A 13,845-nucleotide genomic window follows, 5' to 3' on the forward strand; every position below is an offset into this window, starting at 1 on the left:
TTTTCTTCTCACAGACACAGGCCGGCCGCGGCGAAGACCGCTTCGGACACGGTGATGAGCCAGCCCAGGGTGTCGCCGTTGATGCCTCCGAACTCCTTTTCCGTCATGCGGCGGAAGCCCTTGAGTATCCCCGCGGACAGGAGCAGGCACAACGCCGCCTCGGGGATGGAGATGTAGGCCAGGGCCGCGTAGCACAATACCGCTATGACTATGAGGCATCTCCGGACATAGCGGGTGTCCGCCGTCTTTTGGAAGGCGGCCGCCATGCCTTCGTCACGCATAAGAGGGAGACGGAGCAGGGCCGCGGCGGCGAAGCAGCGGCTCAGGACAAAGCCTATGGCGCAGACGTAGAGGCCCTTTTGGTTCAGGCCGCCCATGACTCCTGCCATGAACACAAGCATGCACACCAGGCCTATGACGGCAAAGGCTCCCAGGCGGGGGTCCTTGAGTATCCTCATGCGTTCTTCCCTGTCTCTGCAGGCAGCGAGGGCGTCGGTCACGTCGCAAAAGCCGTCCAGGTGTATGCCGCCTGTGACCAGCACGTAAGCTGCGGCAATGAGCGCGCCCCTGGCGCAGTCCGGCAGATACACCCGGGCCGTCAGGGAGGCTATGACAATGACTATCACTCCCAGCACCGCTCCCGCCAGAGGCATCCAGCACAGGGACCGGGAGAGGTTTTCCGGTTTCCAGGCCAGCTGCGGAACGGGCAGCCTGGTCCAGACGGACAGGGCTGTCACCATGCTGCGCACGGCCTTTTTCTTCAATAGTCTGACACACTTTCTGTTCATTTGATCTTCACTCCTATGCCGGCTACCGCTTCGGTGACCGTGTCTGCCATCGCGGCGATGGCGCAATTGAGACGCCCCAGGGCGTCCATGTATTCCAGCACCGAGGGCGAATAGCTCCCGGCGTCATCAAATATCTCGTTGGTGACTATGACCAGATGAGCGGTCTTTTGTCTCAGGCGGTCTATGCCCGCCAGTATCCTGTCTGCCGCCCGGTCTCCCGGGGTGGGGACGTCAAACATTTCGTTGGCCAGCAGGTTGGGGAGGCATTCCAGCAGGCACACGCCCCGCACGTCGGCGCCGCCTATGTCCGTGTAGCGCTCCACCGTGACAAAGCCCAGGCCCCGGCGCCTCTCCCGGTGCAGGCGCACCTTTTCCTCGCCCTCTCTGTCCCATATCCGCATGGTGGCCAGATAGATGAGGGGACCGCCTCCGGCCAGGCTCACGCACTGAGCCTCCGCCAGGGCCGACTTGCCGTTGGAGGCGCCTCCGGTCACAAGGGACAGCATTCAGCCCTCCTCATAAAACACGGGCAGTTCTTCGAACACCCCTATGGCCATGTCCAGCAGGGGCAGCAGGGCCGCTGCGCCGGTGCCTTCGCCCAGAGCCATACCGAACCGGAGCCCGGCCTCCATGCCCAGCCTGTCCAGCACCGCTGCCGCGGCGGGCTCCGCCGAGGCGTGGGAGGGTATGACGTAGTCCCGGGCGGCAGGGCAGAGCATGACCGCCAGCAGGGCGCTGACGGAGGAGATGAGCCCGTCCATGACCACCGGGACCCCATAGACGGCCCCCCCGATGAACGCGCCGCACATGGCGCCTATATCAAAGCCCCCCAGCCTGGCCAGCAGGTCCAGAGGGTCCGAGGGGTCGGGTCTGTTGGCGGCTATGCCTTCCGTGATGACCCGTATCTTGCGTTCAAGGCCCCCTTCGCCGAGGCCGCTGCCGGGGCCGGTGATATCACTCACCGGCAGTCCGGTGAGGACCGAGGCGATGGCCGTGGAGGTGGAGGTGTTGCCTATGCCTATCTCCCCGGCGCAAAAGAGGCTGTAGTCTTCCCGCCTGTCCCGGACGGCTTCTATGCCGGTGATCACAGACTGCTCCGCCTGCTCCCGGGTCATGGCGGGCCCCCGGCGAAAGCTCTTGGTGCCCCGGCATATCTTTTTGTCTATGGTCCCCGCCACGTCGGTGAGCATGCCCACGTCATAGAGCAGCAGATCCGCCCCCGCCTGTTTGGCCATTACGGCCACGGAGGTCTTTCCCTGCAGCATCAGCTCCGCCAGAAAGGAGGTCACCTCCGATGGGGACTCGGTGATGTTTTCCCGGCAGATGCCGTTGTCCGAGGCAAACACCAGTATGCACCGGCGGCTGAAGTCCAGGTCCGGCCTGATGGCGCAGAGACGGGCCACCATGGGCTCCAGAAGCCCCAGGGCTCCCCGGGGCTTGGCCAGGGTGTTCCACCGCTTCAGGGCCTGCTCGTAGAGGGCCGCGTCAAAGGGACGGGCCCGGGATATGTAGTCGCTGAGTGTCGTCATAAGCGTGTCCTCTATGCCCACAGCTCTCCCAGCTGCCGGAACCACTCCCTCACGTCCATGCCGTAAACCTGCTGCAGGTGGGCGGGGGACAGGGCCTCCTCTATGGGCCCCAGGGCCACGGTCCTGCCCCTGTCCAGGAGCAGGGCCTCGGTGCCGTAGAGCCGGGCCAGGCTCAGGTCGTGGACCACCGACACCACGGCGCCGCCGGTGTCCCGGAGCCACTTCTGTATCAGGTCAAACACCTGCTTCTGATATATGAGGTCCAGGTGGTTGGTGGGCTCGTCCAGCAGCATGATGCGGGTGTTCTGACAGAGGAGCTGCGCCAAAAAGCACCGCTGCAGCTCGCCTCCCGACAGGGTGGTGACGGACTGGTCCTTCAGGGCCGTCAGCCCCGTCTTTTCCAAAGCGTCGTCTATATAGCGCCGGTTGTCCGACCTTCTGAACAGCCCCTCGTTCCAGGGATATCTGCCCATGGCCACTATTTCTTCCACCGTGAAGGCGTAGCCCACGCTGTGGTTCTGCATCAGCATGCCCATAAAGCGGGCCGTCTCCCGGGGCTTCTGGTTTTTCAGGTCCTTGCCGTTGACCCTGATCTGCCCCGTGTAGGGCGCCGAGCCGCTGACGGCGTTGAGCAGGGTGCTTTTGCCCGCCCCGTTGGGCCCGGCCACCATGAGCCAGGAGCCGGGGTTGACGCGCAGGCTGACGTCGGAGAGTACCTGCAGAGCTCCGTAGGACACGGATACGTGATCGAGTGACAGCATTATCTGAGCCTTGACGAATGATAGAATATATACACAAAGACGATAGAGCCCACAAAGGAGGTGATGACTCCTATGGGGAGCTCCAGAGGCCTCATGATCACTCTGGCCAGCAGGTCCGCCAGCATGAGGAATATGGCGCCGGCAAAGACGCAGGCCGGCAGCAGCCTCTTGTGATTGGCGCCTATGACCAGCCGGGTCATATGGGGGATCACCAGTCCGGCAAAGCCGATGGTGCCGCCCACGGATACGGAGGCGCCTATGAGCCCGGACACGCAGATGAGTATGATGAGCTTGACCCGGCGCACGTCTATGCCTATGTGGCGGGCGTTTTCCTCTCCGGCGCTGAAGGCGTTCAGCTCCTCGCAGTGCCACAGGATGCCCGCTCCGAACAGGGCCAGGGACACCAGCAGCAGCAGACAGTCTCCGTAGCCGGAGCCCGCCAGGGAGCCCATGGTCCAGAACATGATGGTCTTGATCCTGTCTCCCGCAAAGGTGATGAGCAGGCTGGTGATGCTGCCCGCAAACATGGTGAAGATGACGCCTATGAGAATGATGGTGTTGGTGGAGAGGGAGCAGTCTATCTTGTAGGCCAGGGACATGATGATGAGCAGGGACAAAAAGGCGCAGAGGATGGCGGACATGGCGGTGCCCAGCCCCTCAAACAGGCTGAAGCGGGCTGCTATGGCCAATATGGCCCCCAGAGCCGCTCCGCTGCTGACGCCCAGGGTGGAGCCGTCCGCCAGAGGGTTCCGGAGGAGGCCCTGCATGGCGCCGCCGGCCAGAGCCAAAGCGGCTCCCGTGAGTGCCGTACACAGCACTCGCGGGAGACGTATCTCGGTGATGATGGAATAGTAGGCCGTGTGGGAGTTCCTGCCTGCCAGCAGGTCTCCGACGGCCTCAAGCACTTTCCCCGCAGGCACGCTGACGCTGCCGGCCGCCGTGCACAGGACAGCGGCGGCTATGAGGCAAATGGTCAGCAGCAGCCACAGCAGGGAATTATTTTTCAATGGCGTCAAAGAGGTCCGCGGCCAGCTCGTCGGCTCCGTCTGCCAGAGCCATGCTGGGCTGCGACAGCTTGTCGGAAGCAACGATGAACACGCGGCCGTCCCGGATAGCCTTGATCTTGTCCCAGCCCTTGCGGGAGCAGATCTCCTTGAGCATGGCGTCCTTGTCGTCCATGTCGGGGCAGAGAGCCACTATGATCTCCGGGTCGCGGCTGATGACCTGCTCCTCGGAGACCTGTATCCAGCCGGTATATTTCTGGAAGATATTCTTGAGGCCCAGCAGCTTGCCTATCTCGTTGAGGAAGGTGCTGCCGCCGGAAGCCCACAGGCCCTGGCTGAGGGGAGACACCTCAAAATACACGGTCTTGCCCTCGAAGGGGGCTCCCTTGCACTTGTTTTTCAGGTCCTCCAGACGGGTCCAGAAGGTGGACACCGCTTCTTCGCCCTCGGACTTTTTGTTGAGGCATTCCGCTATGAGCGTGATGGTGGTGGGCACGTCGTCCAGCTTGTCCGACTTGACGGTGAGCACGGGGATGCCCGCCTTTTCCAGAGCCTCGGAGTGCTCCTTGGTCTGGGCCATGGTGTTCATGATCACCAGATCGGGCTTCAGCATGATGATCTCTTCGGCGTTGGTGTTGGGGCCGGTGCCTACCTTGGGCAGGCTCTTGATGATGGAAGGACTGTCGCAAAACTCGCCTCTGCCCACCAGCATATCCAGGCAGCCAAGAGCGATGAGATTGGTGATGTCAGCCGGGTTCATGGCTATCACCCGCTTGGGAGGCTTGACAAAATGCAGGGTATTGCCCGTCATGTCGGTGACGGTGTAGCTCCCGGTGGCGTTCTTGACAGGCTTTTTCTTCTCGCCTCCGCAGCCGGCCATGATACCGGCGGCAATGACGAGGACCAACAGCAATAGAGACAGGCGTTTCATGGATCCCTCCTGTATGTGATTGCGCCCCTGCGGGGCGGGGCGCGTCTGGCGCTCAAATATGTATATTCATAAAAATTATAACATTCTGCCGCCCGATAGTCAACAAAGAGCAGGGCCCGCGGACGCAGCAGCGCGTCCTTCGCGGGGCCTTGCGGGCCCGGCTTGACTTGACGGGAGGCCTTGGTCTATAATGAAGTTAGAAATCATCCTATCGGGGGCAATATATGAAGCTTTTGTTGATGGCCGCGCTGATGGCGGCGCTGTGCTGCGGCGCCGTGTACGGCAGGACCAAAGAGGACGCCAGGGCTCTGCTGACAGACCCTGTGGTGGAGTCCCTGTATGCCCGCACCTACGCCAGCATACTGGAACGCAGCGAAAAGGACGGCTTTTTCCTGGAGTCGGTCAACGGCGCCTACACGGGCATGTTTCCCAGGACCGTGGGGGCTCTGGCCAGCCTGTACGAAGTCACCGGCGAGACCGAAAAGACCCGGCGCCACGTGGATCTGGTGCTGAAGATCGCCCGGGACAACAATATGCGCCGCTGCGCCCACGTCATCATCCGTCATCCGGTCACCATCAAGCCAGGGGAGGGCGTGATCGCCGGAGCGGACATGGCCGTCTCCCGCCTGGACGCCCCCTATATGGGCTGCCAGTATTTCAGAGGCGCGGGCAAGCCTGTCAAGGCCGTCTACGTCTATCTGGCAGCCGCCACCGGCTCCGGGACCTATCATATGACCCTGAGTCCGGACCTGGAGGAGGAGCCCCTGGCAGTGTGCGACCTCTCCGCCGAGGATGTGAAGGACGGCTGGGTGAGATTTGCCTTTGACAAGCCCTGCAAGACGGAAAAGGGCCGGCGCTACGTGGTCACCCTGCAGGCCCTGGGCGGCAGCGGGCGGCCCATATGGCACGGCTCCGCTACGGAAGGCCCCGACAGCGAGATATACGCCGTGGGCTCCGACACGGACGGCGAGATATGGCTCCATCGCCGCGGCATACAGATGGCCTTTGCGGCGGACTACGGCGGCAACGTGAAGTTTGACACCCGGCCCCGCTACGCCATTCTCAGCCGCGGAGACCAGGTGGACGGCAATCTCCACGTGCTGGCCGCCTGGGCCATGTGCGCTCTGGCAGACGTGGACAAGGCCTGGGAAAACCGCACCTACAAGCAGGTGGCGGAGCTGGTGGACACGGTGATGGACCTGCCCTATCTCAGCTACAGAGCCCCCAGAGTCTTTCCGGGCCTGGTGAAAAACCATATGTTTGAGCACTCCCGCCAGGGCCGGTATTGGGACTGCTGGGACATCCTCACCCAGTCCTGGGCCCTGAGGACCCTGGAGCTCATGCAGCAGGTGGCAGAGCGCCGCGGCGACGACAAGCACCGGGAATTCTGGGCAAAATGCGAGCAGGAGCTGCTGGCCAACGTCCACGAAAACCTTACCTTTGAGGTGGACGGCAAAAAGGTGTATGCGGAGATGCGCAAGGCCGACTCCTCCGACGGCACCCTGCTGGAGGGCATGAGCTGGGCCAACTTTGGCACCATAGCCTCCCAGTACACTGGCTTTGACAAGACCATACTCTCGGACACTCTGGAGACCTATGCCAGGAACGCCCGGCGGGACTGGCACGGCCACACCGTGTGGGCCCACGAGTGGGACTTTGGCCAAAAAATGGAGATATCTGCCGTGGAAGGCCTCCCGGCCGGCGTTGTCCTGCCGGCCTATACCGGCGGCAGAGTCAGCGCCCAGGTCATAGGCAAGGGCGTGGGCTGGGACCTGGTCTGGTGCGCCCGGACGGGCAACTATGACAGGATCTGCGACTGGCTGGAATTTATCCGGGACGAAAACTCCACCCGCCTCTACGCCGAGGCCTTCAACCTGATCAACGGGGAGACCGTCATCCAGGACGACGGCAACGGCGAGCAGTGCGCCTGGTGGTGCTGGGGCATGGCCGTGGCCAGAGAGGCCTGCGGACTGGACCCGGTCCCCGACGTCAAATAAAAGGAGAAACAATGGCTGTTATCTGCAATTACGAGGCTTCTGCCGGTACCGGCAAGACCTATACCATCAAAGTCAAGTTCGCGGAGCTGGTGCTCCGGGGCATCCCCGTGGACAGTATCCTGGCCATGACCTACACGGAGGCTGCCGCCGCCGAGATGCGGGACAGGATCCGCAAGACTCTGGAGGAGACTCTCGATAAAGGCATCAAAGACGGAACCCTCACCGATACAGACCGGATCCGCCTTCGCGCCGCCCTGACCGGGCTGGGGGACGCCTGGATCTGCACCATACACGGCTTTTGCGCCAGAGTGCTGAAGGAATACCCCTTTGAGGCCGGCGTCAACTGCCGCATGAAGGTGGACAACACGGGCTTTTCCGACAAGGAGGGCGTGAGCCGTTCCCTGACGGATAATCTTGCGCTGCTGGATATGATCAAAGACGAGCCGGTCTTTGTTGATGAGCTGAAAAAACATGATTTCAGGCTGGAGAAGATCACCGCCTTAGTCCAGAGGATCCATTTTGAATATGGTGATACTCTGAACGGATATGATATCGATTTTGAGGTCAACACCGGCGGACCCCGCGAAGCGAGGTTCAGGCAGGAAAGCGATGAAGAATATGCCGCCGCTATGGCCAAGGCCTGGGAAACGTTCCGGAAAACCGTTGAGGAATACAGAGAGAAAAAAGATGAGATCGCTGCTTACAGTGATATTAATATAAAGGCCATTAACTCAATATCAGAGCGGGCAGATCTTTGTGAAGAGATAAAAGCCGGCAAACAGCCGCAGCTGAACAAGAGTAATAGCAAGTTAAGTATATCTGATAGCCAAAAAAAGGTACTGGATGCCTATGATAAGTATCACCAAGACGATCATATCGGCAAGACGTTCCCGGAAGTAATTGAATGGATCAATAATGAATATCGCAAGGATCATTCTGTACCTATGCCGGATGATATCTATCAAAAGGTCTGCAAGATCAGGGATGCTGTGGCTCGTCTGAAATACATTAGGAATGACCTTGTTGCTAATGCGGCGCTAAGGCTCAGAAATATTTTCGTCTGGATCCTGACGCGGGACGCGGTGAAAAAGTGCCGGGACATCAGATTATCAAAAGGCGTCATGAACTATGACGACATGATAGAGCTGGTGGCCCGGGCTCTCGAAGAGCCGGACAACCCGCTGGGAAAAGCCCTGCGGGAGAAATTTGCCGCCGGCATCGTGGACGAGTTTCAGGACACGGACCCTCTGCAGTGGAGGATCATCGATCGCATTTTTCCCAAGGGTGACGAAGAAGGCGATACGGGAGCCAAAAAACGCCGTCTGATCCTGGCGGGGGACCCCAAGCAGTCTATCTACGGCTTCCGGGGAGCCAACATCAGTACTTATATTGACGCTGTCTCGCAGGAGGGGACTGACCGTAAGGATCTGCCTGTCAGCAACAGATTTACTCCCAATCTGTGCCACGCTCTGAACCGCTTTTTTGCGTCTCAGTTTCACGCAGACAGCGAGAGTGAAGGAGAAGGCGGTGAAGATAAACCGCCTGTGGACTTTTTCGGAGAAGGCATTGCTTTCAAACCGGCGGGCTTTGTGCTGGAAAATGACGCTGTCCTGCCCGAAGGTTTCAAGTGCTTTAATCTGGTACGGCTTCGGGAGGAAGCGCCTGCCGTCCGGAACGAAACGGCTGATGACGCTGCAGATCCTGAAAACAGCGAGCCGGAAAATGACAAGCCGGATACTGCCAATCCTGAAGCCGGCGAGACTGATCCCCCGGATGATAAAAAAACCGATGACAAAAAAGAGCTCTCGCGGTATTACGGGTATATCTGCGATGAGATACAGAGGATAGTCGGCGATGACCGCCTGAAGTTTCACCGGAAGAAGGACGAGGACTCTGACGCCCATCCCCGCTACGGGGACTTTATGGTGCTGGTCAAGGCCAGAAGGGATGCCGAGCCTCTGGAAAAGCTGTTCAGGGAAAAATGCATCCCCTACACCTTTTACAAAAAAAACGGGCTTTTCACTTCGGAGGAAGCCGTCAGCCTGTATGAGACCCTGCTGGCTGTCTATGAGCCCTCGGAGGAGCACTTCAAGGTGGCCCTGTTCGGCGACCTGTTCCGCATGTCTCCGGAGAGCATCGGGAATTGCATAGACGGCAAGTCGGCTGCCGAAGAATTGAGGCTGCTGCAGAGCTGGGCGGACAAGCTGGCAGCCAAGTCTCCGGGAGAGGCGGCGGACGCGATACTCTCGGAGCTGAAGGTGCACACAAAATCCCTGGAGGAGGGGGACACCCGGCGCAGCGCCAATTACAAGCAGCTGGCCGCCGCTATCCGGGCTATGAGTCAAAAGACCCCTGACCCCCGGCTGCTCCTGGCTGCCCTGAAGACCCGTATGGACGAGGGCGGCAAAGAGAGCGAGGATGAGGACGAGGACCTGATGGCTCTGGACACGGACAGAGACGTGGTGAAGATCACCACCATGCACGGCGCCAAGGGCCTGGAGGCCAACGTGGTGTTTTTGCTGGGGAGTTTTATGCCCAAATCTTATGACAAAACTTACGGCCCCATGTATGACAAAACGATCTACACCATATCTGGCAAGGCTTCTGCCGACTACTATTCAGACGTGGAGCAGCCCACGGTCTATCTCACGAATGACTATGTTAAGAACGCTCTGACCGAACAGGGCAAACACGAAAATCACCGTCTCCTTTACGTGGCTATGACCAGAGCCCGGGCGCTGCTGTATATGCTTGATAACCCGTCCTTGTACGAAGGCGTTGTGGTGGCTGATCCGGACAACAGCCCGGACGCGGAAGAGATATTATACACACAGAAGCGCTGCGCAGACGGCAGAACGGAATACGTGCCATCATCCGAGGGCGAGGAAGGGCGCTCGCCGGAGGAGCTGGTGGCTGAATACAGGCAGAATACACCTCTGCCTTCTGCCGATGCCCAACCTGCTCCCGCAGCGACGCGGGAGCAGCAGGTACTGCCCGAAAAGGCGGAGTCTCTGCCCGAGTATCTCTCCTGCATCTGGCTGCAGTCCTTTTCGGGCATCAGGTCCAAGGGCGGCAAGGCGGAGACCGAAGACAGCGGGAAGTCCGGCGCTGCCGCCGGAGAGCCTGCCGCAGAGGGACAGGACCCCGAGGCCGGCCGGGAGACCGCCGACGGGGACGAGGCCCGGAGCGGCGCGGCCGCTGAGGAGGCCGAAGAGATCCGGGGCGGCTCCGACGAGCCCGAGGACACCACGGAGGACCGGGAGGGCGAGCTGCCCGGCGGCACAGTCACCGGCAACATAGTCCACGAGGCCTTTGACGCCATATTCAGGCATCCTGATGTGAAGAAAAGGGTTTACTACGACCTGAAGGAGGAAGATATAGACGAAGAGTCGGAGGGCCGCGACGGGAGCCTCTTTGCCAACGAGTGCCTGAGCCGCATACTGGACCGCTACTCCGGCATCATAGGCCGCCGGCGCCGGGAATACAGGCGCGGCATTCTGACCATACTGCGCAACACCCTCCGGACGCCCCTTTGGGAGGGCGGGCCGGAGATAGGCAAGCTGGACACGAAATATATACTCACGGAGAGGCCCTTTGTTTTCAAGAGAAAGGACGCTGCCCGGGACAAGGTGTTTTACAACGGCGTGGTGGACATGATATTCATGCATGAGGGCGCATACTACGTGCTGGACTGGAAGACCAACAGGAGCCCCTCCCGGGAATACGGGCAGGATGACCTGGCCGGCATGATGGCCGAAGGCGACTACAAAAAGCAGGCCGGTCTCTACACTTGCTTTGTGGACAAGTGGCTGCAGAACTTCCGGGAGGCGGCCGGGAAAGCCGGCGGCGCCGTCAGTGTGACCAAGGCCTTTTACGTGTTTGTCCGTCCCGCGGAAAAGCGGGGCGGCGGGGCTGCGGTCTTTGAGGTGAGCCGGGAGGAGCTGGACGCGGCTATCAAAGGCCTGCTGGGAGAATGACAGGCGGACCGCCCTTGACAAAGGGCGGTTTTAGGTGTATAATAGAAGGGTATTACGAAAAAGGAGAAGAGCTATGAACGAGAAGACCCGTAAGTTTTGTGAGACTATGCTGACCTACGTTGTGGACAACAACTGGAACAACGTTGACCGCGCCAATTCTGCTCTTCCCGAAAAGTATGCAGTGCTCATCGCCCTAAGCTTTTCGGCAGTCATCAAGACCGAATATACTCCGAGACCTATTCCCGGGGAGATATGCAGGGTGCCCATTGACGAACACACCGACAAACAAAGCCTGCTAAAGGCTTTTTTGGAGGAGATGGAAAAATAGAGGGCAAGCGGGCTTGCCCTTTTTCTTTTGACAAAAAAGCCGGCCCGCGGCCGGCTGATGGATCTGGGGCAGGGACTCGAACCCCGACTGACTGGACCAAAACCAGTTGTCCTGCCGTTAGACGACCCCAGACTGTCACTACTATTATATTATTGCGCTTGTAAAATGTCAAGCCCGGGGCCTTTGGCCCCGCGGGCTGACCGGAAGGAACGATATATGGAGCAAACGACCTTTACAGAATACCTGAAAGCCCATCCGACTGCCGCAGGGCTGGCCGGAAGGCATCTGCTGAGGGTGAACGACCTTTCCACCGAAGAGATAGTCACCCTGCTGGACTTTGCCGTCAGGATGAAGACCGGCGTCATCAGCCGCGAGGAGCAGCTGAAGGTGCTGCCCGGCTGCACGCTGGCGGAGATCTTTGAAAAGCCGTCCCTGAGGACCAGAGTGAGCTTTGAGACCGGCATTTACCAGCTGGGCGGACAGGGCATATACATCACCAGCAAGGAGATACAGATAGGCGTGCGGGAGAGCGTGTACGACATCAGCAACGTGCTGACCCGCATAGTGGATATAGCCATGGCCCGGGTGTTCAAGCATTCCACCGTGGCGGACCTGGCCAAATATGCCAAAAAGCCCGTGATCAACGGTCTGTGCGACACGGAGCATCCCTGCCAGGCTCTGGCCGACATCCTGACTCTGGTGGAGGAGCGGGGGGACGTGAAGGGCCTGCGCTTTGCCTACGTAGGCGACGGCAACAACGTGTGCCAGTCCCTCATGATCATCTGCGCCAAGCTGGGCATAGGCTTTGTGTGCGCCTGCCCCAAGGGCTACTATCCCGCAGAGGACTACGTCGCCCTGGCTGCGTCTCTGGCAGATGAAAACGGGACCTACTTTGAGCTCACCGAGAGCCCCGCGGCAGCCGCCGCCGGCGCCGACGTGATCTATACCGACACCTGGACCAGCATGGGCCAGGAGGAGGAAGCCAAGCAGCGCGCAGAGGCCTTCGCCGGCTACAGGGTGGACTCCGCCCTCATGGCAAAGGCGGGCCCGAAGTGCATCTTCATGCACTGTCTGCCGGCCCACAGGGGCTGCGAGGTGACGGACGAGGTGATGGATTCGCCTCAGAGCCGCATATTTCAGGAAGCCGAGAACAGGCTTCACGCCCAAAAGGCCGTCATGGGCCTGCTGGGACAAAAGGTGTGATCAAGCCACAAGGAGAGATATATGTCAAGAAAAGTCATTATTGTGTATTCGGGCGGATTGGACACGTCGGTGTGCATTCCCATGATGAGAGAGGATTACGGCTTTGACGAGATAGTCACCGTCACCGTAAACGTGGGCCTGCCCGCCGAAGAGATCAAGCAGGCTGAGGACAAGGCCATAGCCATGGGCTGCAAGCACTACACCAAGGATTGTGTGGACGAGTTTGCCAAGGATTACATCTTCAAGGCCATCAAGGCCAACGGCGATTATCAGGGCTATCCCCTGTCCACCTCCATCGCCAGACCCCTGGTGTCCCAAAAGGCCGCCGAAGTGGCCGAGATCGAGGGCGGCGAAGCCTTTTGCCACGGCTGCACCGGCAAGGGCAACGACCAGTTTCGCATCGAGTTTGGCCTGAGGGCCCTGCAGCCCGACATGAAGATCATCGCCCCCATGAGAGAGCATACCTGGACCCGCTCCGCCGAGATCGAGTATGCCAGGGAGCGCAATATACCCATCACCGTGTCCGCCGAGAAGATATGGTCCATCGACGAGAACCTGTGGGGACGCTCCATCGAGGGCGGCAAGCTGGAGGACCCCTATTACGCTCCTCCCGAAGAGATATTCAAGTGGACCAAGTCCATCGCCGACGCCAAGAGCGATCCCACCGAAGTGGTGGTCACCTTTGAGAAGGGCGAGCCCGTGGCCATCGACGGCGTGAAGCTGGACCCCGTCAGCCTGGTGAAAAAGGCTCACCAAATCGCCGGCGACAACGGCGTGGGCCGCATCGACATGATGGAAGACCGCATCCTGGGCCTCAAGGTGAGAGAAAACTACGAGTGCCCTGCCGCCAAGCTCTTGATCCCCGCCCACAAGGCCCTGGAAGAGCTGGTGCTGACCAAGGAAGAGCGGGAATTCAAGAACGTGGTGGATATGAAGTGGAGCCGCCTGACCTACGACGGTCTGTGGTGGGATCCCTTCAAGGAAGACCTGGAGAGCTTTATCGACAAGACCCAGCAGAGAGTCACCGGCGACGTGCGGGTGCGCCTCTTCAAGGGCAGCCTGCAGGTCATCGGCCGCCGGAGCCCCTTCGCTCTCTACAACGAAGACCTGGCCTCCTTTGACTCCAAGACCTGGGATCAGAACGAAGCCACCGGCATCGTGAAGAACCACGGCATGCAGTCCATCATGTACCGCAAGGTAATGCAGGGCAAATAAGACGCGAAAAGAGAGAAAGACGGCTCCCTCGGGAGCCGTCTTTGCCTTATATGGCGTCATCCCCTGCACCCGGCCCCTTTCGCGGGCGCTGCCGCGCCCGCGAAAGGGATGA

General features: G+C 60.0%; 11 protein-coding genes and 1 tRNA gene. 5 read left to right on the forward strand and 7 right to left on the reverse strand.

The window, feature by feature from the left end:
* Positions 1-8: 8 nt before the first annotated feature.
* Genes cobS through IK083_07600 form a run of 6 tightly spaced genes read right to left on the reverse strand, consistent with a single transcriptional unit; the run spans position 9 to position 5,013 of the window.
* Positions 9-788 (reverse strand): adenosylcobinamide-GDP ribazoletransferase, encoded by a 780-nt coding sequence (gene cobS, locus IK083_07575; GenBank protein MBR4749411.1) that lies wholly within the window; start codon positions 786-788, stop codon positions 9-11.
* Positions 785-1,294, reverse strand: coding sequence for a bifunctional adenosylcobinamide kinase/adenosylcobinamide-phosphate guanylyltransferase (locus tag IK083_07580; protein ID MBR4749412.1), 510 nt, complete (start codon positions 1,292-1,294; stop codon positions 785-787). The genes cobS and IK083_07580 overlap by 4 nt, the downstream gene beginning before the upstream one ends.
* Positions 1,295-2,317, reverse strand: a complete 1,023-nt coding sequence (cobT, locus tag IK083_07585) for a nicotinate-nucleotide--dimethylbenzimidazole phosphoribosyltransferase (GenBank protein ID MBR4749413.1) — start codon at positions 2,315-2,317, stop codon at positions 1,295-1,297.
* A gap of 11 nt (positions 2,318-2,328) precedes the next feature.
* Positions 2,329-3,078 (reverse strand): ABC transporter ATP-binding protein, encoded by a 750-nt coding sequence (locus IK083_07590; protein ID MBR4749414.1) that lies wholly within the window; start codon positions 3,076-3,078, stop codon positions 2,329-2,331.
* The gene (locus tag IK083_07595; protein MBR4749415.1) at positions 3,078-4,070 is read right to left on the reverse strand and encodes an iron ABC transporter permease; all 993 of its coding nucleotides are present in this window, start codon (positions 4,068-4,070) and stop codon (positions 3,078-3,080) included. Before IK083_07595 ends, IK083_07590 begins: the two co-directional genes overlap by 1 nt.
* Before the next feature lie 4 nt (positions 4,071-4,074).
* Positions 4,075-5,013: an ABC transporter substrate-binding protein gene (locus IK083_07600; GenBank protein ID MBR4749416.1), complete on the reverse strand. Its 939-nt coding sequence runs from the start codon at positions 5,011-5,013 to the stop codon at positions 4,075-4,077.
* Positions 5,014-5,237: 224 nt separating this feature from the next.
* Between IK083_07600 and IK083_07605 the strand changes: the two genes are divergently transcribed.
* From IK083_07605 to IK083_07615, 3 genes are all read left to right on the forward strand, one after another.
* A complete protein-coding gene (locus tag IK083_07605; protein ID MBR4749417.1) occupies positions 5,238-7,010 on the forward strand; it encodes a hypothetical protein in 1,773 nt (590 codons plus the stop codon).
* 11 nt (positions 7,011-7,021) lie between these two features.
* Positions 7,022-10,987, forward strand: coding sequence for a UvrD-helicase domain-containing protein (locus tag IK083_07610; GenBank protein ID MBR4749418.1), 3,966 nt, complete (start codon positions 7,022-7,024; stop codon positions 10,985-10,987).
* 73 nt (positions 10,988-11,060) lie between these two features.
* Positions 11,061-11,315 carry a hypothetical protein gene (locus IK083_07615; protein MBR4749419.1) on the forward strand — a complete coding sequence of 85 codons (255 nt, stop codon included), beginning with the start codon at positions 11,061-11,063 and terminating at the stop codon, positions 11,313-11,315.
* A gap of 58 nt (positions 11,316-11,373) precedes the next feature.
* On the opposite strand, the gene IK083_07620 is transcribed toward IK083_07615, so the two are convergent.
* Positions 11,374-11,447: transfer RNA gene (locus tag IK083_07620), tRNA-Gln, on the reverse strand.
* An 84-nt stretch (positions 11,448-11,531) separates the two neighbouring features.
* On the opposite strand from IK083_07620, the gene argF reads away from it, so the two are divergent.
* Positions 11,532-12,518 (forward strand): ornithine carbamoyltransferase, encoded by a 987-nt coding sequence (argF, locus tag IK083_07625; GenBank protein MBR4749420.1) that lies wholly within the window; start codon positions 11,532-11,534, stop codon positions 12,516-12,518.
* Positions 12,519-12,539: 21 nt separating this feature from the next.
* The gene (locus IK083_07630; protein ID MBR4749421.1) at positions 12,540-13,733 is read left to right on the forward strand and encodes an argininosuccinate synthase; all 1,194 of its coding nucleotides are present in this window, start codon (positions 12,540-12,542) and stop codon (positions 13,731-13,733) included.
* The last annotated feature ends 112 nt before the right edge of the window (positions 13,734-13,845 follow it).

The sequence above is a fragment of the Abditibacteriota bacterium genome (assembly GCA_017552965.1).
Classification (GTDB): domain Bacteria; phylum Armatimonadota; class UBA5829; order UBA5829; family UBA5829; genus RGIG7931.

Excerpts from the sequence above, each read along its gene's own strand:
- cobS (MBR4749411.1), bottom strand. The coding sequence starts at position 788 with ATGAACAGAAAGTGTGTCAGACTATTGAAGAAAAAGGCCGTGCGCAGC.
- IK083_07580 (MBR4749412.1), bottom strand. The coding sequence starts at position 1,294 with ATGCTGTCCCTTGTGACCGGAGGCGCCTCCAACGGCAAGTCGGCCCTG.
- cobT (MBR4749413.1), bottom strand. The coding sequence starts at position 2,317 with ATGACGACACTCAGCGACTACATATCCCGGGCCCGTCCCTTTGACGCG.
- IK083_07590 (MBR4749414.1), bottom strand. The coding sequence starts at position 3,078 with ATGCTGTCACTCGATCACGTATCCGTGTCCTACGGAGCTCTGCAGGTA.
- IK083_07600 (MBR4749416.1), bottom strand. The coding sequence starts at position 5,013 with ATGAAACGCCTGTCTCTATTGCTGTTGGTCCTCGTCATTGCCGCCGGT.
- IK083_07605 (MBR4749417.1), top strand. The coding sequence starts at position 5,238 with ATGAAGCTTTTGTTGATGGCCGCGCTGATGGCGGCGCTGTGCTGCGGC.
- IK083_07610 (MBR4749418.1), top strand. The coding sequence starts at position 7,022 with ATGGCTGTTATCTGCAATTACGAGGCTTCTGCCGGTACCGGCAAGACC.
- IK083_07615 (MBR4749419.1), top strand. The coding sequence starts at position 11,061 with ATGAACGAGAAGACCCGTAAGTTTTGTGAGACTATGCTGACCTACGTT.
- argF (MBR4749420.1), top strand. The coding sequence starts at position 11,532 with ATGGAGCAAACGACCTTTACAGAATACCTGAAAGCCCATCCGACTGCC.
- IK083_07630 (MBR4749421.1), top strand. The coding sequence starts at position 12,540 with ATGTCAAGAAAAGTCATTATTGTGTATTCGGGCGGATTGGACACGTCG.